31 protein-coding genes are annotated in these 23,208 nt (G+C 63.6%); 19 read left to right on the top strand and 12 right to left on the bottom strand.

Annotated features, from left to right (window positions below; translation table 11 throughout):
- Positions 1-7: 7 nt before the first annotated feature.
- Complete coding sequence (locus HCO70_RS06430) at positions 8-667, bottom strand: glutathione S-transferase family protein (protein WP_172294165.1); 660 nt, start codon at positions 665-667, stop codon at positions 8-10.
- Positions 660-1,007 carry a DUF1428 domain-containing protein gene (locus HCO70_RS06425; protein WP_172294163.1) on the bottom strand — a complete coding sequence of 116 codons (348 nt, stop codon included), beginning with the start codon at positions 1,005-1,007 and terminating at the stop codon, positions 660-662. Before HCO70_RS06425 ends, HCO70_RS06430 begins: the two co-directional genes overlap by 8 nt.
- A 182-nt stretch (positions 1,008-1,189) precedes the next feature.
- Between HCO70_RS06425 and HCO70_RS06420 the strand changes: the two genes are divergently transcribed.
- Together HCO70_RS06420 and HCO70_RS06415 are read left to right on the top strand one after the other, a co-directional pair.
- A complete protein-coding gene (locus HCO70_RS06420; RefSeq protein WP_172294161.1) occupies positions 1,190-1,555 on the top strand; it encodes an SUF system Fe-S cluster assembly protein in 366 nt (121 codons plus the stop codon).
- Between the two features lie 48 nt (positions 1,556-1,603).
- Positions 1,604-3,268: a mechanosensitive ion channel family protein gene (locus tag HCO70_RS06415; protein WP_172294159.1), complete on the top strand. Its 1,665-nt coding sequence runs from the start codon at positions 1,604-1,606 to the stop codon at positions 3,266-3,268.
- Between the two features lie 95 nt (positions 3,269-3,363).
- Here the strand turns inward: HCO70_RS06415 and HCO70_RS06410 are convergent, their stop codons facing one another.
- Positions 3,364-3,846, bottom strand: a complete 483-nt coding sequence (locus HCO70_RS06410; protein WP_172294157.1) for a ferritin-like domain-containing protein — start codon at positions 3,844-3,846, stop codon at positions 3,364-3,366.
- A gap of 184 nt (positions 3,847-4,030) precedes the next feature.
- Positions 4,031-4,231, bottom strand: a complete 201-nt coding sequence (locus HCO70_RS06405; protein ID WP_172294155.1) for a hypothetical protein — start codon at positions 4,229-4,231, stop codon at positions 4,031-4,033.
- A gap of 99 nt (positions 4,232-4,330) precedes the next feature.
- On the opposite strand from HCO70_RS06405, the gene HCO70_RS06400 reads away from it, so the two are divergent.
- The 5 genes from HCO70_RS06400 to HCO70_RS06380 all read left to right on the top strand — a co-directional run bounded on the left by HCO70_RS06400 (position 4,331) and on the right by HCO70_RS06380 (position 7,357).
- Positions 4,331-5,170, top strand: coding sequence for a LysR family transcriptional regulator (locus HCO70_RS06400; protein ID WP_172294153.1), 840 nt, complete (start codon positions 4,331-4,333; stop codon positions 5,168-5,170).
- A gap of 79 nt (positions 5,171-5,249) precedes the next feature.
- Complete coding sequence (locus HCO70_RS06395) at positions 5,250-5,897, top strand: hypothetical protein (protein WP_172294151.1); 648 nt, start codon at positions 5,250-5,252, stop codon at positions 5,895-5,897.
- The gene (locus HCO70_RS06390) at positions 5,894-6,625 is read left to right on the top strand and encodes a DUF3307 domain-containing protein (RefSeq protein WP_172294149.1); all 732 of its coding nucleotides are present in this window, start codon (positions 5,894-5,896) and stop codon (positions 6,623-6,625) included. Before HCO70_RS06395 ends, HCO70_RS06390 begins: the two co-directional genes overlap by 4 nt.
- Positions 6,626-6,656: 31 nt before the next feature.
- On the top strand, positions 6,657-7,037 hold the full coding sequence (locus HCO70_RS06385) for an iron-sulfur cluster assembly accessory protein (RefSeq protein ID WP_172294147.1): 381 nt from the start codon (positions 6,657-6,659) through the stop codon (positions 7,035-7,037).
- The gene (locus tag HCO70_RS06380) at positions 7,034-7,357 is read left to right on the top strand and encodes a TfoX/Sxy family protein (protein WP_172294145.1); all 324 of its coding nucleotides are present in this window, start codon (positions 7,034-7,036) and stop codon (positions 7,355-7,357) included. The genes HCO70_RS06385 and HCO70_RS06380 overlap by 4 nt, the downstream gene beginning before the upstream one ends.
- Positions 7,358-7,360: 3 nt before the next feature.
- Here HCO70_RS06380 and HCO70_RS06375 read toward each other — a convergent pair whose 3' ends face one another.
- Positions 7,361-7,930, bottom strand: a complete 570-nt coding sequence (locus HCO70_RS06375; protein WP_172294143.1) for an NADPH-dependent FMN reductase — start codon at positions 7,928-7,930, stop codon at positions 7,361-7,363.
- A 236-nt stretch (positions 7,931-8,166) separates the two neighbouring features.
- On the opposite strand from HCO70_RS06375, the gene tpiA reads away from it, so the two are divergent.
- A complete protein-coding gene (gene tpiA / locus HCO70_RS06370) occupies positions 8,167-8,916 on the top strand; it encodes a triose-phosphate isomerase (protein WP_172294141.1) in 750 nt (249 codons plus the stop codon).
- Between the two features lie 4 nt (positions 8,917-8,920).
- On the opposite strand, the gene HCO70_RS06365 is transcribed toward tpiA, so the two are convergent.
- A complete protein-coding gene (locus HCO70_RS06365; protein ID WP_172294139.1) occupies positions 8,921-10,048 on the bottom strand; it encodes an FAD-dependent monooxygenase in 1,128 nt (375 codons plus the stop codon).
- A 73-nt stretch (positions 10,049-10,121) separates the two neighbouring features.
- Entirely contained in the window at positions 10,122-10,544 is a 423-nt protein-coding gene (gene dksA / locus HCO70_RS06360; protein WP_172296183.1) for an RNA polymerase-binding protein DksA, read from the bottom strand.
- A gap of 183 nt (positions 10,545-10,727) precedes the next feature.
- On the opposite strand from dksA, the gene HCO70_RS06355 reads away from it, so the two are divergent.
- The 9 genes from HCO70_RS06355 to HCO70_RS06315 all read left to right on the top strand — a co-directional run bounded on the left by HCO70_RS06355 (position 10,728) and on the right by HCO70_RS06315 (position 17,351).
- The gene (locus HCO70_RS06355) at positions 10,728-11,567 is read left to right on the top strand and encodes a MoxR family ATPase (RefSeq protein WP_172294137.1); all 840 of its coding nucleotides are present in this window, start codon (positions 10,728-10,730) and stop codon (positions 11,565-11,567) included.
- A gap of 110 nt (positions 11,568-11,677) precedes the next feature.
- On the top strand, positions 11,678-12,118 hold the full coding sequence (locus HCO70_RS06350) for a GNAT family N-acetyltransferase (protein ID WP_172294135.1): 441 nt from the start codon (positions 11,678-11,680) through the stop codon (positions 12,116-12,118).
- Between the two features lie 5 nt (positions 12,119-12,123).
- Positions 12,124-13,503 (top strand): DUF2927 domain-containing protein, encoded by a 1,380-nt coding sequence (locus HCO70_RS06345; protein WP_172294133.1) that lies wholly within the window; start codon positions 12,124-12,126, stop codon positions 13,501-13,503.
- Complete coding sequence (locus tag HCO70_RS06340) at positions 13,500-13,667, top strand: hypothetical protein (protein ID WP_172294131.1); 168 nt, start codon at positions 13,500-13,502, stop codon at positions 13,665-13,667. The genes HCO70_RS06345 and HCO70_RS06340 overlap by 4 nt, the downstream gene beginning before the upstream one ends.
- Positions 13,667-14,854 carry a VWA domain-containing protein gene (locus HCO70_RS06335; protein WP_172294129.1) on the top strand — a complete coding sequence of 396 codons (1,188 nt, stop codon included), beginning with the start codon at positions 13,667-13,669 and terminating at the stop codon, positions 14,852-14,854. Before HCO70_RS06340 ends, HCO70_RS06335 begins: the two co-directional genes overlap by 1 nt.
- Before the next feature lie 51 nt (positions 14,855-14,905).
- The gene (locus tag HCO70_RS06330) at positions 14,906-15,298 is read left to right on the top strand and encodes a hypothetical protein (RefSeq protein WP_172294127.1); all 393 of its coding nucleotides are present in this window, start codon (positions 14,906-14,908) and stop codon (positions 15,296-15,298) included.
- Complete coding sequence (locus HCO70_RS06325; RefSeq protein ID WP_172294125.1) at positions 15,295-15,924, top strand: DedA family protein; 630 nt, start codon at positions 15,295-15,297, stop codon at positions 15,922-15,924. Before HCO70_RS06330 ends, HCO70_RS06325 begins: the two co-directional genes overlap by 4 nt.
- Before the next feature lie 52 nt (positions 15,925-15,976).
- Positions 15,977-16,561: a GNAT family N-acetyltransferase gene (locus HCO70_RS06320; protein WP_172294123.1), complete on the top strand. Its 585-nt coding sequence runs from the start codon at positions 15,977-15,979 to the stop codon at positions 16,559-16,561.
- A gap of 88 nt (positions 16,562-16,649) precedes the next feature.
- Positions 16,650-17,351, top strand: a complete 702-nt coding sequence (locus HCO70_RS06315; RefSeq protein ID WP_172294121.1) for a M48 family metallopeptidase — start codon at positions 16,650-16,652, stop codon at positions 17,349-17,351.
- Positions 17,352-17,399: 48 nt separating this feature from the next.
- Here HCO70_RS06315 and HCO70_RS06310 read toward each other — a convergent pair whose 3' ends face one another.
- The 4 genes from HCO70_RS06310 to HCO70_RS06295 form a co-directional block, all read right to left on the bottom strand.
- Complete coding sequence (locus HCO70_RS06310; protein WP_172294119.1) at positions 17,400-17,942, bottom strand: RSP_2648 family PIN domain-containing protein; 543 nt, start codon at positions 17,940-17,942, stop codon at positions 17,400-17,402.
- Positions 17,939-19,135, bottom strand: coding sequence for an RSP_2647 family RNA methyltransferase (locus tag HCO70_RS06305; protein ID WP_172294117.1), 1,197 nt, complete (start codon positions 19,133-19,135; stop codon positions 17,939-17,941). The genes HCO70_RS06310 and HCO70_RS06305 overlap by 4 nt, the downstream gene beginning before the upstream one ends.
- Before the next feature lie 92 nt (positions 19,136-19,227).
- Positions 19,228-19,827, bottom strand: a complete 600-nt coding sequence (locus HCO70_RS06300; protein ID WP_172294115.1) for a DUF6778 family protein — start codon at positions 19,825-19,827, stop codon at positions 19,228-19,230.
- A gap of 183 nt (positions 19,828-20,010) precedes the next feature.
- Complete coding sequence (locus HCO70_RS06295) at positions 20,011-20,163, bottom strand: RSP_7527 family protein (protein WP_172294113.1); 153 nt, start codon at positions 20,161-20,163, stop codon at positions 20,011-20,013.
- A 188-nt stretch (positions 20,164-20,351) separates the two neighbouring features.
- Here HCO70_RS06295 and edd point away from each other — a divergent pair, with 188 nt between their 5' ends.
- Together edd and eda are read left to right on the top strand one after the other, a co-directional pair.
- A complete protein-coding gene (edd, locus tag HCO70_RS06290) occupies positions 20,352-22,157 on the top strand; it encodes a phosphogluconate dehydratase (protein WP_172294111.1) in 1,806 nt (601 codons plus the stop codon).
- 92 nt (positions 22,158-22,249) lie between these two features.
- Positions 22,250-22,894 (top strand): bifunctional 4-hydroxy-2-oxoglutarate aldolase/2-dehydro-3-deoxy-phosphogluconate aldolase, encoded by a 645-nt coding sequence (eda, locus tag HCO70_RS06285; protein ID WP_172294109.1) that lies wholly within the window; start codon positions 22,250-22,252, stop codon positions 22,892-22,894.
- A gap of 40 nt (positions 22,895-22,934) precedes the next feature.
- On the opposite strand, the gene HCO70_RS06280 is transcribed toward eda, so the two are convergent.
- The gene (locus HCO70_RS06280; RefSeq protein ID WP_172294107.1) at positions 22,935-23,195 is read right to left on the bottom strand and encodes a hypothetical protein; all 261 of its coding nucleotides are present in this window, start codon (positions 23,193-23,195) and stop codon (positions 22,935-22,937) included.
- Between the last annotated feature and the right edge of the window lie 13 nt (positions 23,196-23,208).

The raw sequence follows: 23,208 nt of genomic DNA, 5'->3' as shown, positions 1-23,208 counted from the left end.
CGGCCGGTCAGGCGGCCTCGTAGCGCGCGAAATCCGCGAGTTGCCCGTCCAGCGCCCGCGCGAATGCTGGACGGTCGAGGCAGCGCTTCAGGTAGGCGGACAGGACGGGACGTTCCGTGAGCAGCGGACGATTTTCCAGAGCCCGCAGCACCGTGGCCATCACGATATCCGCGACGCTGAACCGGCCGGTGAGCCAGTCCTTGCCGTCGAGCCAGCCGGACAGTGAGTCCAGGCGCATGGCTGTGAGCCTGTCGGCGGCGGGCTGGAACCCTTCCACCCAGTCCTCGCCGGCATGAAAAATGCCCGGATGGACGGTGTTGTTCACCATCGGCTCCACCGAGTTCAGCGCGGCGGTGACCCATGCCATCTGCTGGCCGCGCTCTGCTTCGTCCCATGCGCGCAGGTTTTCGGACAGTTCGGCGATGCGCAGGAGGATCGCACCGGTTTCGAAGATCTTCATCTCGCGGTCGCGATAGGCAGGGACCTGTCCGAAGGGCTGCCATTGCCGGTACTCAGCGCCGTTGTTTTCTTCCGGACCGATGAGACGTACGGAATACGGCAGACCGGCCTCTTCCAGCGCCCAGCGCGGGCGAAGGTCCTTGACGTAGCCCTGTGCAACCTCGGGCACCCAGGCGAAGGCGGTGATTTCGATACCAAACTCAGGCATTGAACAGCACCTCGAATCCGCCCCACATCATCCGCCGGCCGTCGAATGGCATTTCTATGCCCGCCATTTCTTCGTCGTTCATCATCGCTTTCCACGCCTTGTCGTAGGTTTCCTTGTCCGGCCAGAAAATCCAGGAGAAGACGATCTTCTCCCCTTCCTTCCGTTTCACGGCCAGCGGGAAGGAAGTGACCTCGCCGTCGGGGACGTCGATTTCCCAGTTTTCGTAGGTCGCGGTTGCGCCGTGCTTCTTCATCAGCGCCCAGCCGTCCGTGGCCATTTTGCGGTACTTCTCCTTGTTCGCTTCCGGCACCGCCAGAAGGAAACCTTGCACGTAAGTCATGCTATCTCTTCCCTTTTTGGAATCGCCCGAACAGCATGTCAGGCATGAATGTTGATATCAACTTTTTTCTCCCGATTGGCGAATTCGCACCACGGCCAGCGCCGCATGGCTCATCCGACCCGGGGTTTACGCAGCCTCCTCAGATCCCTATATCTTTGGTCAGTTTTTCACAGGGGACTGTCATGACCGCCGAGGCCGGAAACCAGATCGAGGGTGCCCCCCTGATCAAGCCATCGAACACGGACCATGAGCTTTATGACAGCGTGGTTGAAGCCTGCCGCACGGTCTACGACCCCGAGATTCCGGTGAATATCTACGATCTCGGACTCGTCTACACGATCGAGATCAGCCCCGAGAACGACGTGAACGTGATCATGACACTGACGGCGCCGGGCTGTCCGGTCGCGGGCGAGATGCCGGGCTGGATCGCCGATGCCGTGGGGCCGCTGCCGGGCGTGAAGGACGTCAATGTCGATATCACCTGGGACCCGCCCTGGGGTATGGACATGATGTCCGACGAGGCGCGGCTGGAACTCGGCTTCATGTAATTAGCCCCGGCGAGGGAACCGGTCGGCGCGCAACGGCGTTGCCGCTGCATGGTTCTGCGTACAATTGCCAGTTTGCTGGTGTCTCTCGTGCTGTTCCTGCTGCCAGCTGTTCCGATGCACGCGCAGGAAGGTCAGTCGGATGCTGTGTTTCCGCTGGAGGCCCTGAACGAGGGGCTTCCCGACCCGGAAGGGCGCATCGACAGATCTACACCCCGCGGCACGATGGAAAGCCTTCTGGGGGCTGCGGAGGACGGGCGCTGGGTCGACGCCGCGCATCTGCTGAACCTGAACGAAGTTCCCGTTGACGACCAGATGGCCTATGGCGCGCAGCTTGCCCGCATGCTTGAAGCCCTGATCGACCGGAAGGCGGTTATAAACTGGAGCGACCTGCCGGACCGCCCCGACGCCTTCGATACCCAGGAATCCAGCAACAGCGCCACGGCGGGGATGTCACGCCGCTCTATCCTGCTCTGGTCGCTTCCGCTCGACAGCCGCCCGGCCTCGCTGCGGCTGTCGCGGGTGCAGGTGGGCGACGAAGATCCCGTCTGGGTCTTCTCGCCACAGACCGTGCAGAACATCGGGGCGCTTTATTCCATCTACGGCCCCTCGCCCATCGAGGAACAGTTCCCGGAATTCCTGAAACAGAAGGTCGCGTTCGGCCTTATGCTGTGGGAGCTGATCGGTCTGCCGCTGCTTCTGGCGACCTGCGTCCTTGCGGGTCTGGCCGTCCGTTCCGCGCTGAACTGGGCGTCCCGTCAGGCGAAGACAAAGGTGATGACCGATGTCCTCCGCGCGATCCGCGGACCTGCGATCTACGGGACGGTAGTCGCGCTGATGTCTTTCGCCACGACACGGCTTTTCGTGTTTTCCGGCCGGATCGACACGGTTCTGACGCCGATCATAACGCTCGGCATTGCATCCAGTGTCCTTTGGCTGATCGTGAACGCCGTCGACGCGGTCCTGGACAGGATCGTCATCTCGGCCTCGGAGAAGCTTTCACAGCGGCAGCAGCAGGAACAGCGTGCGCTGGCGACAAAGGTCGCTGCGGGACGTCGGGCGCTGATCGTGGTCTTTGTCGCGACCGCCCTCGGCATCGCGCTGAGTTCGACGACGATTTACCAGAACCTAGGGCTGTCAATCATCGGCACCGCCGGCGCGCTGACACTGGTCTTCGGCTTCGCCGCACGGCGCGTGCTGGGCAACATCATGGCGTCGCTTCAGATCGCCATGAACCAGTCCGCGCGGATCGGCGACCGGATCGTGTTTCGCGATCACCTTTGCCACGTGGAGCGCATCAATTTCACTTACGTGCAGCTGAAAGACTGGGACGGCACCCGCCTTGTCGTCCCCGTGGAGCAGTTCACATCCGAACCGTTCGAGAACTGGACGATGCAGGAACCCGAAATGCTGCGCATCATCAAGCTTCAGTTCTCGCATACGGCCGATGTAGACCGCCTTCGCGCGATCTTCGACGATGTGATCGCCGATCTGGATCAGGAGGAACTGGGACGGCTCGAAGAGGTCAGTGTGCGGGTCGCGGCACAGGATGTGTTCGGCAAGGAAGTCTGGTTCGCCCTGCCCTGCGCCGATCCCAACACGTCCTGGGATATTGCCTGCGAAGCGCGGGAGAAGATCCTTGCCAGAGCAGCCGAAGCGGAACAGTCGGGTGAGGACAAGATGTTCCCGGAGGCGACGCCTGCGGAGGCCGCCTGACGCGCATTTTCGGGGGCGGCGCATCTACATTTCGGAGGCTGAGAGAAGCAGCGCGGCGTGACCGCGCTGCAGCTTTTTCGTAAGGCCCGTCGGTGTCAGGCGGCCTGCTTGTTCAGCGTGCCCTCACCGAGTTTCGACAGTTTCTGGTCCGCGGCATATTCCTGATCGAGGTTCTTCTGCAGCAGCTCCGCAGCCTCGTCGTAACCCAGCGTCTTGGCCCAGGAGACCATCGTGCCATAGCGGGTGATCTCGTAGTGTTCCACCGCCTGGGCCGCCGCGATCATGCCGGCGTCGCGGGTGTCGCCCGCATCCGCTTCTTCCATGATCTCCTTGCCTTCTTCGAGGATGCCGTCGATCGCCTCGCAGGTAACGCCGCGAGGTTTCAGGCCCAGCAGATCGAAGACTTTCTTGAGGTTCTCGATCTGCTCCTCGGTTTCGCCGTGATGGTGTTCGAAGGCTTCGCGCAGGTCGTCGGATTCGGCCTTGCGCGCCATCTTCGGCAGGGTTTTCAGGACCTGCCGCTCGGCATAGTAGATGTCCTTGACGAAGTGCTTGAACAGCGATTCCAGATTTTTCATCTCACTCTCCATGTCAGAATGTCCGGTGGCTGGGCTTAATTGCCTGCGCTTCCGGTTGCCGAAGAAACCCGTGTTTCGCCCATTGGGTTCCCGACGCGCGAAAAAGATTTCTGCGTCCGATGGCGGGTGCCGGATACGGTGCGGGCGGCCCCGGGGCCAGGTGAGATGAAGCGGATCGCTTGCGCTAGCAGGCGCGGGACGGCGTGGATGTGAACCGCCGTTCCCGGCTGACGACGCGGCGCCCGGTCACAAGTGCAAGAAACAGCAGCCTTTTGCGGCGACGTTCCCATTTCCTGTGACTGCGGATGCGGGCCCGGATCAGGTCTTCTTCCCGGCGGCGCTGGATAAGCGGTTGCGGACGTATGTCGACTGGCAGGAGAAGCATGATTGCCTCCTATTCGTTTCATTTTCGGTTGATAAGCGTGAAGGTAGCGCGCTTGCGGCCCTTGCAGAACTGGGCGACTTTGCAATAGTCGTTTCATTTATGGAACAATCTCTGGATGACATCGCGCTTTTCCTCGCCATTGCCGATGCCGGCGGGCTGGCCGGTGCGGCGCGGGCGACGGGTCAGAGCCCGCCGACGCTGAGCCGGAGGATGACAGCCCTTGAGCGGCGGCTGGAAAAGCGCCTGTTCGAGCGCGGCAAGCGTGGCTACTCGCTTACGGCGGCGGGTCGGGCGCTGCTGAAGGAAGCGGAGCCTTTGCGGGAAGCGGCGGCGCAGCTGGATCGCTGGAGCCGCGGCGAGCATGTGCCGCGCGTGCGGATCACCACGGGCCTGTGGACCGCGCGGTTTCTGGCACAGAACATCGCGCGGGTCTGGTCGCCGGGCGATGGCTGGATACCGGAGTTCCTGGCGTCGAACGCAAATATCGACATCGCCCGGCGCGAGGCGGATATCGGTGTCCGCAACCGGCGGCCGGAGCAAAGCTGGCTGGCGGGACGTCAGACATCGGTTATCGAGTATGCGATTTATGGGGCCTCCCCCGAGGTGACGGGCTTTCTCGCCCTGCCCGACGGTTATCCGACCACGCCCTCGGAGCGCTGGCTGCGGGCCAATCACGGGGATGAGGTCGTCACCGGTGCCTCGGACACCCGGCTGATGCTGGACCTGGCACTGTCCGGGGTGGGCCGGATCGTGATGCCGACCTACGCGGGAGACGTGACGCCCGGGCTTGTCCGTCTGGGTTCACCGATTGCCGAGATCACCCATGGCGAGTGGCTGGTGACCCATCACGACGCACGCCATGACCGGCCGGTCCGGGCGGCGCTGGATGCGCTGGCGGGTCTTCTGACGGATAAGGGGTTGCGGCCTGCGCGAGCCTGATGCAACGGGAATTGATTGCATTTTTAAAAGCAAGCTAAAACAATTGCTTTATTGAAAAGCAAGTTATATGAATTGCATCATGACCAACACCGCCCTCTCCGCTGTCCTGACCGGGGACCTGATCGCGTCGCGGGACGCCAAAACCGGCCGCGTCGACGAAGCCATGAAGGCGTTGGCAAACGCGGCCCGGGATTTCGGCGAGGAATGGGATCTCGACCTGCGTTTCACACGGTTTCGCGGCGATGGGTGGCAGGTGCATCTGGCCGACCCAAACTACGTCCTCGACGCAGCCATCTTTCTGATCGCACGCCTGAGGGCGGCAAATCTAAGCATCGATACGCGGTTATCGGCCGGCATTGGCACTGTCGAAACACTGGGGACCAATGACCTTTCCGACGCAGATGGTTTTGCATTCTACGCTTCGGGAGAACACCTGGAAGACCTCAGTCCGCGCAGACGATTGGCAATTGCCGGACAAGGGATCGGCCACTGGCAGGCCGCCATCATTGAACTGATTGATCACATCGCGATGGGCTGGACATCAGCACAGGCAGAAGCGGTTGCACTGTCACTTCGGTCGGATTTCCCAAAACACGAGCAGATCGCAGAAATCCTCGGCATTTCCAGGCAGGCAGTTCAGGCGCGGATGGCAGCCGCGGGCTTCTCTTTCTTCGAAACTGCATTGTACGCATTTAGAACCTACAATTTTGAAGGCTCAAACATATGATCCCAACCCTCGCCGCCCTGCTTTTCGCCCATGTGCTGGCGGATTTTCTGCTGCAGCCGGGCTGGATGGCGGCGGGCAAGCGCAATCCGCTGATCCTTCTGGCGCATGGTGCCGTGGTGCTGGTCCTGTCCTGCCTTGCCACCGGTCAACCGGCACCGCCTGCCCTGCTGGTGCTGGCGGCGGCGCATGTGGTCATCGACGGCGGCAAGGCGTGGATTCCGGCGGCGCGCGGCATCATCGGCTTCCTGACGGATCAGGGGCTGCATCTTGTGACGCTCGTCGCGGTTTCTGCCTGGGCGCCGGATCTTTGGGGCACCGGCGCGTGGAGCATGGCCCCGGCCTTCGTTCTGCATGGTGCCGTACTTGTCTCCGGACTGATCCTCGCGACGCAGGGCGGCCGCTTTGCCGTCGCGCTGCTGGTGAAGGACCTGACCACGCCGGACGATCTGCCGTCGGACGGATTGCCGAAGGGGGGCATGGTGATCGGCCTTCTGGAGCGGGTGATGATCTTCGTCCTCATCATCGCGGGCCAGCCCGCGGCGATAGGCTTCCTGATCGCCGCGAAATCGATCCTGCGGTTCGGAACCGTGCAGGAGGACCGCGCCGCCAGCGAATACGTGATTATTGGCACGCTGGCCTCGTTTGCCTGGGCCATTGCCGTCACGCTGCTGTGCGAAACCCTTCGCGGCGCCCTGCCCCCGCTTGAGATCGCCGCGCCGCAGCCTTAGATTGGGGGAACAGGCACGAAGGAAAGCAACCATGTTCGGCATTCCCGGCAAACAGGCCGTGACCATGACACCAAAGGCAGCTGCGCAAATCGCGAAGCTGATGGCACGTGACGGCACGTCTGGCCTGCGCATCGGCGTCAAGAAGGGCGGCTGCGCGGGAATGGAGTACACGATGGACTACGTGTCCGATGTGGACCCCAACGACGAGGTGGTCGAACAGGACGGTGCCGTCGTGATGATCGCGCCGATGGCGCAGATGTTCCTGTTCGGAACCGAGATCGATTATGAAACTTCGCTGCTGGAAAGCGGTTTCAAGTTCCGCAACCCGAACGTGGCCGATGCCTGCGGCTGCGGCGAGTCGATCAAGTTCAAGGATGTCGAGGAACTGGCGGCGGAACGCGGTCAGGAATGAAGCTTTCCGCCGAGGAGATCGCTTTTGCGAAAGAGCTCTTCTCGGGTCTGGGCGAAATCACCACACGGCGGATGTTCGGCGGCATGGGGATTTACCATGGCGGCGAGATATTCGCGATCCTGCGCAGCGATGGCACCATCCTTCTGAAAGGCGCGAACGGCTTCGGCGGGGAGCTGGAGGCCGCGGGCGGCGAACCGTGGACGCATACCCGCAAGGACGGCAGCAGCGCGACGATGCCCTACTGGACCCTGCCCGACGAGGCGCTGGACGACCCGGAGGTCGCCAGCGACTGGGCGCGTCGAGCCATCGCCTGTTTCTAGGTGTCAGGCAGCCTGCCGCATCTGCTTCAGGGCTTCGGCCCACTCCGCCAGTTCGTTGAGCAGCAGGGTCGCGCCCTCCTTCATCTTGTCGTTGGGCTGAACTGTGCCTTCATCCAGGAAATTCGGGAAGAACGGGACCGGTACGGTCTGTGGCAGCGGCATGATGCTGAGAGTCGTCAGGATCTGGCGCAGTTCCTGCGACGCGCGCAATCCCCCGGAAACACCGCCATAGCTGACGATGCCGGCCGGTTTCCTGCGCCACTCGTGGACCAGATACTGTATCGCGTTGATCAGGGCCGCCGGCGGGAAGCTGTCATATTCGGGCGTCACGAAGACATATGCGTCCGCCTCGTCGACGATCGCGCTCCAGCGCTTGGAGTGCGGGTGCTGATAGTCACGGGTGATCGGATGTTTCGGCTCGTCGAGAAGCGGCAGATCCAGCTCGGCGAGGTCGACAAGTGTGACATCGAATTTTCCACTCTCGCGTGCGAGGCCGGCAAACCAGTCGGCAAAGACCGGACCGACGCGACCGGGGCGCGTGCTGCCGATGATGATCTTGAGTTTAAGTGCCATGCCGCAATTCCCTTGCTTTCGACCGGCCCGTTTTCCGAGGCCGTCGGCTTGTTGGTTGATATCGTTTTGAAAACGCCTGCATTCTGCGGCGCAGCGTCTGTTACAATAGCCGTGCGGGCCGGAGCTACAAGCAGGCACCTGCGCGAAACCCAGGTAAGGGACGCCGCGTCGCCTTGCCCCCTTTCCGCGTGCTGTCAAAGTCATTAACCAGACTATGGGACCTAAGGGAGACGAACATGCCGCCAAAGAAACTCGCCGCCGGGAACTGGAAGATGAACGGGCTCAAAGCGGATCTGGCCGAGGTTGCCGCGCTGGCGGAGGCGCATGCGACGACTGCCTGCGAAATCCTGATCTGCCCGCCCGCAACGCTTCTGGCGCCGATGGCGGCAACGGTCGGCAGCGCGCCGATCCTCCTTGGCGGACAGAACTGCCACGCCGCTGAATCGGGTGCGCATACTGGCGACATCTCTGCCGCCATGCTCAAGGATGCCGGCGCGGGATACGTGATCCTGGGCCATTCTGAGCGGCGCGCGGACCATGGCGAGACCGACGCCGAGGTGCGGATCAAGACCGGAGCCGCATGGACCGCCGGGCTGACCGCAATCGTCTGCATCGGTGAAACTCTGAGCCAGCGTGAGGCTGGCGAGACTCTGGACATCGTTGGCGGTCAGCTTGACGGCTCCCTGCCCGACGGGTCCACGGCTGAGAATATGGTCGTGGCCTATGAACCGGTCTGGGCCATCGGCACGGGCAAGGTGCCGACCACGGTTCAGATCGCGGAGGTTCATGATTTCCTGCGTGCGCAGCTTGTTTCCCGGTTCGGCGATGCCGCCAATGGCATCCGCCTGCTCTACGGCGGGTCGGTGAAACCGTCGAACGCGGCAGAAATATTCGCGGTCTCCAATGTCGACGGCGCGCTCGTCGGTGGTGCCTCGCTGAAAGCCGCGGATTTCGGCGGGATCATCGACGCGCTTGCGGCCGCCTGACACCTCAGCTGGCGGTCACGTCGTAGCCGTAGAGCCAATCGTATCGCTTCAGCGGCGCCGAGGGCGCAACCGCCCCGCCGAGACGCAGAGCCAAGTGCGCCGCATCGCGCAGAACCGGCGTACGCAGGTGGAAGTTTCTCGCGTTGGCATTTGCCGCCTCGACGGCGCGCGCCGCACGTGGTCGGCGGCGCACCTGATAGAGGGCAAGCGCCTCGGATTTGGGCAGCGAGCCAAGGCAATCCGCAAGGACCCACGCATCCTCCATAGCCATGTTGGCGCCCTGGGCGAGGAATGGCAGCGTCGGATGCGCGGCGTCGCCCAGTAGCGCCCAGGCGTCCGAATGCCAGAGCGGCGCAACCGAATGCCGGTGCAGGCCCCACAGGTGGACCTCTTCGATCCGGTCGAGCCAGCCGCGCACTTCCGGCGCATAGCCAGAGAACGCGCGCCGGAGGTTGTCTGGGGAGTCAGGGTGGGACCACCCCTCCTCCGTCCATTCCTCGCGTTCCTCGATGGCGACGATGTTCCTGAGCCCGTTTCCGAGCGGATAGGTCACAAGGTGCCGGCCCTTGCCCATGAAGACCTGCGACTCGGGCGGCGCGTCGTCCTTTATGACCGCCCGCCACGCGGCCTGACCAGTGAAGAACGCATCCCCCGGCCCGTTCAGCGTGGCACGCATCTGCGAGTGAAGTCCCTCGGCGCCGACCCGCAGATCCTCTCCCGGAAGCGGGGGATCGGACGGGTGCACCTCGGCCCCCAGCCGGATGTCAACCCCGACGGCGCGGGCGCCTTCCGCCAGCACGTCGATCAGGCGCGCTCGGTGGATCAGGACGAACGGGTGCGGGCCATCCGAGTATTTCGACAGGTTGATCCGCAGAACCTCTGCCCCGCGCGCATAGTCGCGCAGAACCACGGCGCGGCTGATCACACCGGCGGCCCGGATGGCATCGCCCAGCCCGAGAGCCTCGAGGACGGCGAATCCATTGGGAGAAATCTGGATTCCAGCGCCGACCTCGGTGATCGCCGTGGCCCGTTCCAGCACCGTCACGTGCGCGCCGCGCATGGCAAGCGCGGTCGCGGCGGCGAGACCTCCGATACCCGCGCCAACGACGGTTATCTGCATTCCGATCAGCATGCGGCCCTCCCGAAAGCAAAGACACCGGAGCGTTGCCCCGGTGTCCCTGTATTCCTACCGATGCGCCATCGGATCAATCGTCGCGGTGCACCCGTTCGCGGCGTTCGTGGCGCTCCTGCGCTTCCAGCGACAGGGTGGTCGTCGGACGTGCATCCAGACGCTTGAGAGAGATCGGTTCACCGGTCTCCAGGCAGTAGCCGTATTCGCCGGTTTCTATCCGCCGCAGCGCAGAATCAATCTTGGCGACAAGCTTGCGCTGACGATCGCGGATGCGCAGTTCGATGGCCCTGTCGGTCTCTTCACTGGCGCGGTCGGCGATGTCGGGAATGTTGCGAGTGCCATCCTGCAGGCCCTCGATGGTCGATTTGCTTTCGTCGAGCAGCTCGGCCTTTTGCTTGAGAAGTTTGCGACGGAAGTATTCCAGCTGACGTTCGTTCATGAACGGTTCGTCTTCAGCCGGGGTATACTCGTCGTGATCGAATGACTCGGCCTTCATACATGCAATCCCTGCTAGGCCGGACAGGTCGATGTCGCGTTCCACCGCCATCCAGCACCCTCCATATGCGGCCCATCTATCGCAAGCCAGATGGGATGTCACGCCCCAATCCGCCGCGCTTGCGCCTTTGCCACACCGCAGCTATGCAAAGTTCAACTACAAGCTTCAGTGGATTGACAGGGAATGAAATTCGCCGGAACCGAGTCCTATGTCGCGACCGAAGACCTGACCGTCGCAGTTAACGCGGCGGTCACTCTGGAAAGACCTCTGCTGGTCAAGGGCGAACCCGGAACTGGCAAGACGGAACTGGCACGACAGGTTGCGCAGGCGCTCGACCTGCCCATGATCGAGTGGCATATCAAGTCGACCACAAAGGCTCAACAGGGCTTGTACGAATACGATGCCGTCAGTCGCTTGCGTGACAGCCAGCTTGGCGACGAACGTGTTAACGACGTTTCGAACTACATCCGCCGCGGCAAGCTGTGGGAGGCGTTCAGCAAGGACACGAAATGCGTCCTGCTGATCGACGAGGTCGACAAGGCCGACATCGAGTTCCCCAACGACCTGCTGCAGGAACTCGACCGGATGGAGTTTCACGTTTATGAGACCGGAGAGACTGTGCGCGCGCAGCACAGACCGATTGTTATCATCACCTCGAACAATGAGAAGGAATTGCCGGATGCGTTTCTGCGCCGGTGCTTCTTTCACTACATCCGCTTCCCGGACATGGAGGTGATGAAGCAGATCGTCGAGGTGCATTTTCCCGGCATCAAGGATGCGCTTCTGACGACGGCGCTGACCCAGTTCTTCGAGATCCGCGAAATGGCTGGCCTCAAGAAAAAGCCATCGACCTCGGAAGTCCTGGACTGGCTGAAGCTCTTGCTGGCCGAGGACATGACGCCCGAGGACCTGAAGAAGTCCGGCACCAATGCCCTGCCCAAGCTTTACGGCGCGTTGCTGAAGAACGAGCAGGACGTGCATATGTTCGAGCGGTTGGCCTTCATGGCGCGCGGCGGACGGTGAATTCACGGTTTCCGTTACCGCCGGTATTGGACCTGAGCCGGCGAAGCCGGTAACAATGGCCGGGTCGCGTATGCCAGCGCGGCGCTGAAGGAACCGGAGGCTGACCGCCGTTGATCGAAATACGCCCCATCCAGGCCAGTGACCGTGCGGAATGGCAAAGGCTCTGGACAGCATATCTTGAGTTTTACGAAAGCTCAGTCACTACAGATATTTACGAGACGTCATTCGCGCGTCTTCTGGGCAACGATCCACACGATTTCCACGGGCTGATCGCCGAGCTTGATGGCAAGCCATGCGGTTTGGTCCATTATCTGTTCCATCGGCACATGTGGCGAACCGAGAACGTGTGCTATCTGCAAGACCTTTATGCGGATCCGGAGGTGCGGGGCATGGGTGTGGGGCGCAAGCTGATAGAGGCCGTCTATGCGGCGGCGGATGCGGCGGAAAGCCCGACGGTTTACTGGCTGACACAGGATTTCAACCAGACAGCCCGCAAACTCTATGACAGGATCGGTACGTTGACCCCCTTCATCAAGTACAACCGGGCCTGAGCCGCATGCGTTTTCTGATCTCCGTCGTGTTACTGGTGTCGCTTGCCGCCTGCGCCGCGCCGCCGACCGCAGACACTCCGACCCGTCGCGTGACCTTGCCCGCGACAGAGCCCCTGCCGCCGATGAAGACGTTTCCGTCTCCGAAGGTGACGCCGCCGACCCGTTCGAACGCCGCAATCGCAAGGGATTTTCTGGATCTGTCCTTCGAGCTCGAAAGCGGCCGGACGCTGCCGATACTGACACGCTTCGAAGAACCGATCACCGTGCGCGTTACCGGAGCCGCGCCCGGCAGCGTTGGCCCCGATCTTACACGCCTGCTGCGGCGCCTGCGTCAGGAAGCGGGCATCACGATCACCCGGGTCCCCGCAGACTCCGCCGCAAACATCACGATCGAAGTGCTGCCCCGCAAGGAGCTGCAGCGGTATGTTCCGCAGGCCGCGTGTTTCGTCGTTCCACGGTTGTCGAGTTGGGCTGAATTCAAACGCGAACGCCGCTCTGCAGCGGTTGACTGGACGACGTTGGAAACCCGCGAGCGGATGGCGATCTTCATCCCCGGCGACGTCAGCCCGCAGGAGGCGCGCGACTGTCTGCACGAGGAACTGGCGCAGGCGCTCGGGCCCCTCAATGACCTCTACCGGCTGAGTGACAGCGTCTTCAACGACGACAATTTTCACACGGTTCTGACCGGTTTCGACATGCTGATCCTGCGGGCCTATTACGACCCTGCCCTGCGTTCGGGCATGCGGCGCGAGGAAGTGGCGGCGCGTCTGCCGGCTATCCTGGCGCGACTGAATCCGCAGGGGCAGTATCGCAGCAGCGCCTTGCCGTCGCGCACGCCGCGCGAATGGATAGACTCAATCGAAGAAGCGCTTGGCCCGCGCACGTCGGACAATCGCCGTCAGGCGGCGGCCAAGCGCGCCGTGGCAATCGCCCGTGCGCAGGGCTGGTCCGACAACCGCATGGCTTTCTCGCTTTTTGCGCTCGGGCGTCTGGCGCTCGCCGGTGAAGCGGATATCGCGCTTGCCTCCTTCCTTCAGTCCAGCGCGCTGTACAACGCCCGGCCGGAAACCCGCCTGCAGGGCGCACATGTCGCGATGCAGCTCGCCGCGTTTGCATTGAGCTCCGGCCAGACTGACACCGCCATCGCCCTGATCGATGACAGCCTGGGCGTCGTCGCGCAGGCGGAAAATGCAGCACTTCTGGCGACACTCCTGATGATCAAGGCCGAGGCTCTGGAGGTGCAGGGACGCGTCGCGGAGGCAAAAGCCGTCCGGCAGGATTCGCTCGGCTGGGCGCGGTACGGCTTCGGCTCTGACGACGCTGTTCACGGACGCCTCTCCGAAATTGCCGCCCTCAGTTCGCGTGTGAAGGCCGCCTCGCTATGATCGTTCTGGCAGCCGCGGTCTTCGGCGTCCTGCTGGGCGTACTGACGGCCCGTAACCGCAAAGGAAACCGCAAGGACATGGCGCAATATGGTGCCGTCTTCGGCATCATCTTCAGCATGCTGGGCTTGTTTGCGACCATCATCATCGAGCGTATGATGACCTGATGTTCATCCCCTTCTTCGACTCCCTCAGATCGGCCGGAATCCCGGTATCCCTGCGCGAATATCTGGGGTTCCTCGAAGGGGTGAAGGCCGGCCTCGTCACCTACGATATCGAGGGTTTCTACTATCTCGCCCGCACCGCCATGGTGAAGGACGAGCGTAACCTCGACCGTTTCGACCGCGCCTTCGCCGAAAGCTTCCGCGGCATGGAGTCGATCCCGCTCGAAGCGGTACTGCAGGCCGTCGAACTACCCGCCGATTGGCTGGAGAAGATGGCCGAGAAGCACCTGAGCGAAAAGGAAAAAGCAGAGATAGAGGCGTTCGGCGGCTTCGAGAAACTGATGGAAACCCTGCGCGAACGGCTGAAGGAACAGGAAGGCCGCCATCAGGGCGGCAACAAATGGATCGGCACTGCCGGCACCTCCCCCTTCGGTGCCCACGGCTACAATCCCGAGGGCGTGCGCATTGGCCAGACGGAAAGCCGCCACCAGCGCGCGATAAAGGTCTGGGACAAGCGCGAGTTCCGCGATTTCGACGACACCGTCGAAATCGGCACCCGCAACATCAAGGTCGCACTGAAGCGCCTGCGCAAATGGGCCCGCGACGGCGCAGACGAAGAGCTGGACCTGAACGGCACCATCCGTGCCACTGCCGAGCATGGCTATCTGGACGTGAAGACCCGGCCAGAGCGGCGAAACGCGGTGAAGGTGCTGCTTTTCCTCGACGTCGGCGGTTCCATGGACCCGCATGTGAAGGTAGTCGAGGAGCTGTTCAGCGCCGCCAAGGCGGAGTTCAAGCATCTTGAGCACTACTACTTCCATAACTGCCTTTATGAAGGCGTGTGGAAGGACAATCGCCGCCGGTGGAACGCGCAGACGCCGACCTGGGACGTGCTGCATACCTACGGTTCCGACTACAAATGCATCTTCGTCGGAGATGCCTCGATGTCGCCCTACGAGATTGCCTATCCCGGCGGCGCCAACGAACACTGGAACGCCGAGGCCGGACAGGTCTGGCTGGAGCGCGCGCGGGACCAATGGCCGAATTGCCTTTGGATCAATCCGGTCCCCGAACGCTACTGGGAACACACCCAGTCCACCCAGCTGATCCTTCAGATCTTCGGCCCGTCCCGAATGGTGCCGATGACGCTGGAAGGGATCGAACGCGGGATGAAGGAACTGGGGCGATAAGCCGCCTTCGCCGGCCTTGCCAGATCGGTCGCCGACGTTTCATCTGACGACATGGCCGAGTCCGACAACCGCCCCGATCTGCTGAGCCGCCTTGCCGATGGCTGGCGCAGGCACCCCGTGCTCTGGACGCTGTTTCCGGCCGCGCTGGCACTGACGCTGTTCTTTCTGGTCCAGGGGGCCCTGCATGCCATGTACTGGTCCGACCCCGCGCATCGCGACGAGCAGATCGCGGGATGGATGACGCCCGGCTACGTCGCCCATTCCTGGCATGTTCCGCGGGACGTGATGATCGCGGCAATCGGCGCCGGCGACCCCGGCAAGGGCGAACGCCCCACGCTGGACAGCATTGCGCGCGACCAGGGCATATCGACTGATGAGCTGATCGCGCGGATCACGGCAGCCATCACAGACCACCGGGCAACGGCCGGTCCCGCGCAACCATGATCGATACAATACTCGCGGCCGTGCCCACCTACGGGCTATGGATCGTATTCGCCGCGACGTTCCTGTCCTGCCTTGCCCTGCCGATCCCCTCTTCGCTGATCATGCTGACGGCAGGAGCTTTCGTCGCCGCCGGGGACCTGCCGCTGACCTTTACGATACTGCTGGCATGGCTGGGCGCGATCCTGGGCGATCAGGTCGGCTTCTACCTTGGCCGTCGCGGCGGTGACGTTACAAAACGCATGACAGAGGGCGGCAAGGCGGCAGAGCTGATGGCACGCGCCAACACGCTGTCCGACCGTTATGGCGGCCAGGGCGTGTTCCTCAGCCGCTGGCTGCTGTCGCCGCTGGGGCCTTACATGAACTTCGTCACCGGCGCGGCACGCATGAAATGGGTACGCTTCGCAGTGTGGGGCGCCTTGGGAGAGGCCGTGTGGGTCGCCATCTATGTTGGATTGGGTGCCGGCTTCTCAAATCAGATCGAGGCGGTGGCACAGCTCGCCGGCAACTTCTCCGGCGCGCTGGCGGCGGGTGCAGTGGCCATCGGACTCGGCCTCTGGTTGCGTTCGGCGCTCAGGGCCGACAAACGCTTGAAGCGCAAGCAACAAGCGGGCAAGCTTCCGGAATAAATTGACCGCCGCCAGGCCGTTGAACAGCAGCAATTTTCCCGGTCCAGATCACATGAATCCCTATCGTTTCGACATCCGCTCGCTGACACCGGAGCGCTGGGAGGATTTCGAGACGGTGCTGGGCAAAAGCGGCCAGAGCGGGTGCTGGTGCATGTACTGGCTGGCGGACGGCTCCAGGGCGTTCCGGGACGGAGCCAGGGGCGGCGGCGAGGCCACGAACCGCAGTGCGTTTCGCACAATCGTCGAGAAAGGTCCCGCGCCCGGCCTTCTGGCCTATGACCGCGATGTACCGGTCGCCTGGGTGCGCATTCTGCCTCGCAGCCGGCATCCGTCCCTGGAGAATTCGCGTTTCTTCCGCACGCAATTGCCGACCGATCATGTCTGGTCGCTGTCCTGCTTTGTGGTGCGCGCCAAATGGCGCCGCCACGGATTGACGGAACAGCTGACCCGCGCCGCGATCCGGTATGCCCGCGAACATGGGGCCCGCGCCGTTGAAGCCTACCCCACCGAAACCGATGAAAAGAAGGATTCCAGCTCGATTTACATGGGCGTCGCGTCCACGTTCCGACGCCTGGGTTTCGAGGAAGTGCAGCGCAAGGCGCCGCACAAACCGATGATGCGGCTGTTCCTGAACTGACCTGCTGCACGCGACCGACCAGACGGCCCACGCGGCGATCAAGCGAAGGTTTCTTGCCGGCGGTCCCGTGCCTCCCCATATTCGCTTCATGATCAAGTTCACCCCGATCCTCCTGGCGGTGCTTTACGCGCTGGTGATGTACAAGTTTTCGACCTGGCGCACCGCGAAGATGCTGGACGCGCAGTCGACCGAACTTGCCGATCCGATGCTGAAGGCGTTCACCGACCGCATGGCCCATGCATTGGAGGTCGAACGCATCCGGGTGCACATCTACGAGATCGACCCGGTGAACGGCCTCGCCGCGCCGGACGGGCGGATCTTCATCACCCGCGGATTCTTCAACCGGTACCGCGCCGGGGAGGTATCGGCGGCGGAACTGTCTACCGTCATCGCACATGAGCTGGGGCATGTCGCACTCGGCCATTCCCGGCGCCGGATGATTGATTTCTCCGGCCAGAACGCCGTTCGGGTCGGGCTGGCGATGGTGCTGGCCCGGTTCCTTCCGGGTTTCGGCTATCTCGTCGCCAACCTGGTGGCGCGGATGCTGGCCGCGGGGCTGTCACGCTCGGACGAGTACGAGGCCGACGCATATGCCTCGGCGCTGCTGGTTAAGGCCGGGATCGGAACTGAACCGCAGAAGGCGCTGTTCGGCAAGCTGGAAAAGCTTTCAGGCAATGGCGGCGCCGGGATGCCGGCCTGGCTTATGAGCCATCCGAAAACGCAGGACCGAATCGCCGCAATCGAGAAGCTTGAGGCACGGTGGAAGCTGGCGGGATCCGCCGGCACCTAGCTGCTAGCTGAACGGACTAGCGAGAGATTTTTTGGGCTCAGCCCGGCGCTACGTTTCCAGCGCCTTTCCCAACCTCGGCAGCCTCGCTTTGCGCATCAGCTTTCGGATCGGCCAGGCCTCTCCCGAAAGCTCTTCCGCCTTCTGCCGCACCGTTTCCGCTGCATCCTCCACCGCGTCGGGATGATCGGCCCATAGGCGCATCAGGAAGGGATCGACGCTCCACCGCTCCAGTCCCTCCTCCGCGAGGACACCGCGGGGAAAGTCCTTCGCATTCTCGCTCAGGATCGCGTCCGCGCTGCCCCGGATCGCCGCGGACAGCACATGAACGTCCGCCGGATCCGGCAGCCAGAGTCGACCCTCCAGCCCCGGATCAACCGGCACTTCCGCACCCGGCCAGTCGGCCCGGACCATCGCGATCTCGGCTCTTGCCTGCGCTTCGCCCTCCGGCCCCAGCTTGCGTGCCGCCCGCGCCCATTCCTCCAGTATCCGCGCCGACCAAAGGGGGGTGAACAGCCCGGCCTTCGCGACGCCAAGCACCACCTCGCGCATCACCGTCGGGTAAAGCACATTGGCGTCGATCAGGACCTTCATGCGGTCAGTCGGAAGAACAGCGCCTTCAGATATCCCGACTCCGCCAGTTGCGGCAGCTGCGGATGGTCCGGCCCGGCAAAGCCGGTGTAGACGATCTGCCCGCGCCGCCCGCCCTTGCCAATTCCACGCGCCGAGGCGTTGCGGAACTTCGTCAGATCCGCCGCGTGCGAACAGGAACAGAGCCCGAGGTACCCGCCCGGCGCCACCAGCGGCGCGGCGAGCCGCGCCACGCGCTCGTAGGCGCGCAGGCCGGCATCCAGCGCCTGACGGTTCGGCGCGAAGGCCGGCGGATCGCAGATGACGAGGTCGAACTTCGCGCCCTCCTCCGCCAGCGCCGTCATCGTGTCGAACGCATCGCCGCGACGGGTGGCGAAGCGGTCCGCCGCACCCATCGCCTGCGCGCCCTTCTCCGCAAGATCCAGCGCGGCCGCAGAACTGTCCACGGCCAGCGCCGACGCGGCACCGCCAGCCAGCGTTGCAAGCGAGAAGCCTCCGACATGCGAAAACACGTCCAGGACCCGCGCGCCCTTTGACAGGCGCTGTGCGAAGGCATGGTTGTCGCGCTGGTCGAAGAACAGGCCGGTCTTCTGCCCGCCCAGCAGATCGGCCATGTACACGGCCCCGTTCATCGCTACCGGGACCGGAGCGCCGACATTGCCGCGCAGCACCAACGTCTCTTCCGGCAATCCTTCCTGGCTTCTCGCCCGGCCAGACCCGTTCTTGACGATCGTCGTCACACCGGTGACGTCAGCCAAAGCATCGGCCAGCGGCTCTATCAGCGCCTCGGCCCATGCCGCATTCGGCTGGATCACCGCCGCGTCGCCGAAACGGTCGACGACGACACCCGGCAGTCCGTCCGCCTCGGCATGGACAAGCCGGTAGAACGGTGTGTCGTAAAGCCGTTCCCGATGCGCCAGCGCCGCGCGAAAGCGATCCGCCAGCCAGGCCTGATCGATCACCGCCTCCGGGTCGCGGTCCAGCACCCGCGCGATGATCCGCGAGCCGGGGTTCACCGTGCACAGGGCCATCGGCCGCCGCTCGCCATCCTCAAGCACCGCGAGCGTTCCCGGCGCCAGTGCTTTCGTGCGGCGGTCGGTGACGAGTTCGTCGGAATAGACCCAGGGGAATCCGTGCCGGATGGCACGGGCCTCTGCTTTTGGTTTCAGGCGTATCACGGGATAGTCGGGTGTCATGGACGCCCTGTTATCCGGTCGAGGCGGCCTGTGGAAGACGAAAGCCCGGGCGCATCGGCCCGGGCTTCACTGGTGTCCGCCGTGAGTGGGTCTTACAGGGCCGCCAGTTCGTCTTGGATCACACCGGCCAGATGCCGGCTGATGCGCACCTTCTGCGTGTCGCCACGTGCTTCCGCAGCAACCGCAGCCGATCCGCCATAGGCACGCAGGTTGGCCTTCACGAAATGCTTCGGTACGATAACCTCGCCCGTCGCCGCATCCGCGACCTGCAGGTAGAAGTGGATGGAATGAACGCCGCCAACCGTGTAGCGGGCCTTCTGCGTCAGGGCGTGGAACCGGGTCACCTCGATATCCAGAACGACATCGCGTGCGCCATCGAACGGTTTGACACCCTTCGCCATGGCATCGGTGAAGATCGCTTTCACCTGCTCGTGCCGGTTCCCCATGGGATCACCGTGCCAGACAATGTCGGTCCCGGGATAATAGGCGTTGCTTTCGCTTTCGCGCAGCGAGTCCGGAACGGTCACGTCGATCCGGGCCACCGAGAAATCGTGCAGGCCGCCCGGCAGCACCTGTGCGGTTTCCAGCGCGGTCGCCGGAGTGAAATCGCGGGTCACCGGATTGCTGCCGCAGGCCGCCAGTCCCAGAACGGCGCCCAGCGCCAAAATAATGCGTCTACGATATGTGGTCATCTGCCACCTCCTGGGCGTTCTGCCCATGTTTCAGAGTGGCAAACAGTCTGTTGTTTCTTTCAGGCCAAAAAAAGAAAATCCCGGCGCATTTCCGGGATTTCTTTTTGGTCTGACTATGCGCGCTGCATCAAAATTGTTGCCGAATTGCGGCAAGTATCGACGCTGCGGCAACCCTGGGTTTTATTACAGGGTCTGGCCTTCCGGATGACGTTTAAACGCACCACGGACCCAGGTCCGGAGCGAGCGGAAACCATGGGCAACGGCTTCGGCTTGCATGCGGCGGGCTTCGCGTTCGATCTCGGCGAAGTCTACACGCCCTTGGTCAAGATGTTTCATCGGTTCGTTCCTCTGCTCGGGTCGCAATCAGCTTCCCCCCTTGACCCAGAACCTAGGCGCATAGCTTTCTGAGTAGGAGACCCAATACAGCAATTCCGCCATGCGTATGCTGCAACGCAGAAATATGGCTTGTTAGCGCTAACTTAAAATGGTACATTAACCTCAACCCCAGCCAGACCGGAGATCCCATGACCCTGAATCCCCGGATCGAAGCCGTGACAGAGCGCATCCGCGCCCGCAGCTCCGACAGCCGCCGCCGTTACCTCGACAAGATTTCCGCGCTCGCAGATGCAGGTCCGCGCCGCGCCCACCTCACCTGCGGCAACCAGGCCCATGCCTATGCCGCGATGGGTCAGGACCAGTCCGCGCTGGCCGAAGGGCGCGCGCCCAATCTGGGTATCGTGACGGCCTACAACGACATGCTCTCGGCGCATCAGCCGTTCGAACGGTTCCCAGACCTGATCCGCGCCACGGCACGCCGCGTCGGCGCCACGGCACAGGTCGCGGGCGGTGTTCCGGCGATGTGCGATGGCGTCACGCAGGGCCAGCCCGGAATGGAGTTGTCGCTGTTCTCCCGCGACGTCATCGCCCTAGCTGCCGGTGTGGCGCTGTCCCACAACTGCTTTGACGCGGCGGTCTATCTCGGCGTCTGCGACAAGATCGTTCCGGGCCTCGTGATCGCCGCCGCCAGTTTCGGCCACATCCCGAGCGTCTTCATGCCGGCAGGTCCGATGACCAGCGGACTGACCAACGACGAAAAGGCACGCGTCCGCCAGCAGTTCGCGGCGGGCGAGGTTGGCCGCGACAAGCTGATGGAGGCCGAGATGGCCTCCTACCACGGCCCCGGCACCTGCACCTTCTACGGGACCGCGAACACCAACCAGATGCTGATGGAGTTCATGGGCCTGCACCTGCCCGGCGCATCCTTCGTGAACCCGAACACGCCGCTCCGCGACGCGCTGACAGAGGCGGCCGCCGAGCGGGCACTGGCGATCACCGCGCTCGGCAATGAGTTCACGCCGGTGGCCGACATCCTCGACGAGCGCGCCTTCGTCAACGGCATCGTCGGGCTGATGGCGACGGGCGGGTCCACGAACCTCGTGCTGCACCTGCCCGCCATGGCGCGCGCGGCGGGCGTCATGCTGGATACCGAGGATTTCGACGAGATCAGCAACGTGGTGCCGCTGATGGCCAAGGTTTATCCCAACGGCCTCGCCGACGTGAACCATTTCCACGCCGCGGGCGGACTCGGTTACATGATCGGCGAGTTGCTGGGGGCCGGCCTGCTCCATCCCGACACCAAGACCGTCGCTGGCGAGGGCATGGCCCGCTACACGCAGGAGCCGGTTCTGCAGGACGGCGCACTGGCCTGGCGCGATGGCGCAAGCGAAAGCCTGAACGATCAGATCCTGCGCCCGGCTTCCGACCCGTTCCAGCCGACCGGCGGGCTGAAGGACCTGCAGGGCAACCTGGGCCGTGGCGTGATGAAGGTCTCGGCGGTGAAACCCGAACGGCACGTGATAGAGGCGAAGGCGCGGATCTTCCACGATCAGGCGGACGTCAAGACGGCCTTCAAGAACGGCGAATTCACCGAAGATACCGTGGTTGTAGTGCGATTCCAGGGGCCGAAGGCGAACGGCATGCCGGAACTGCATTCCCTGACGCCGATCCTGGCGGTGCTGCAGGATCGCGGGCTGAAGGTGGCGCTGGTAACCGACGGCCGCATGTCCGGCGCGTCCGGCAAAGTGCCGGCCTGCATCCATGTCTGCCCCGAGGCCGCGGCCGGCGGCCCCCTCGCCCGCCTGCGCGACGGCGATCTGGTGCGGGTCGATGCGGCGGCGGGCCGTCTGGAGGCTGTCGGCATCGACCTTGCGACGCGTAAGTCCGTCATGCCCGACCTCTCCGCCAATGGCATCGGCCTTGGGCGCGAGCTGTTCGAGGTATTCCGGCAATCGGCAGGCGACGCGGTGAACGGCGCGGGCGTGGTTGTCTAGGCACCGTCCCGGCGGCGCGCCGAAAAAGGTCTATGCCTCCGGCGGGGATATTTGTAGCCAGTAGAAGATGCGGATCTGAAGGAGCGACGGGGATGATCACTGCCAAGGAAGCGAGCGAACGGTCGCTGGAACTGTGCCGGCTAGCGCCGGTCATCCCGGTTCTGGTGGTCGATGACATCGCCGTTGCGGTGCCTTTGGCGCAGGCGCTGGTGGCGGGCGGCTTGCCCGTCCTCGAGGTGACGCTGAGAACTCCGGTGGCGCTGGAGGTGATCCGGGCCATGTCCAGCGTCGCGGGCGGCGTCGTCGGCGCGGGGACGGTCCTGAGCGAAGCGGACGTGATCGCGGCGAAGGCAGCCGGCGCGCTCTTCGCAGTCTCGCCCGGCGCGACGGACGCACTCTGCGCCGCCTGCGAGGCGCATGAACTGCCGCTTCTGCCGGGCGCGGCGACCGCGACAGAGATGATGCGCCTTATGGAACGCGGCTACACCACGGCGAAATTCTTCCCGGCAGAGGCCGCGGGCGGCGCGAAGGCGCTGAAGGCGCTGGGTGCACCCCTGCCGCAGATCACCTTCTGCCCGACAGGCGGCGTGAGCCCCGCGAATGCCGCGGATTACCTCGGTCTGTCGAACACGGCCTGTGTGGGCGGGTCGTGGGTTGCGCCGGGGGACAAAGTGAAGTCAGGCGACTGGGCCGGGATCGAAGCGCTGGCGAAGGGCGCGGCAGCCCTGCCCCGCTAACCCTGCGCGTTGGACACAGCCGCGCCAGCGGCGTCCGACCTCAGGTGCGCCGCGCCGCCCAGCCACCGCGGCGGCGTGGCTTTGGCTGAGGCGCAAGGCCTTCCTTGAGCACCTGTGTCATCGGATGGTCCGGATCGGCGTATTCCTGCAGCAGGCGAGTGATTGCCTCGTGCGGCGACGTACCCTCGGGCAGTTTCAGCGCCCATTCCATGAAGATGGATCGGCATTGGGCGGGCGTGATCCCCTCAATGCGGTAGGCCTCGCGGATAAGGCCGGAACGATCGATGTAATCCAGATCCATGGCACAGACGTAG

Origin of the sequence: Pseudoruegeria sp. HB172150, assembly GCF_013184805.1 — a bacterium.
GTDB lineage: Bacteria > Pseudomonadota > Alphaproteobacteria > Rhodobacterales > Rhodobacteraceae > Psychromarinibacter.
Note: the sequence above shows the minus strand (reverse complement) of the source record. Positions and strands in the feature narration are given on the sequence as shown.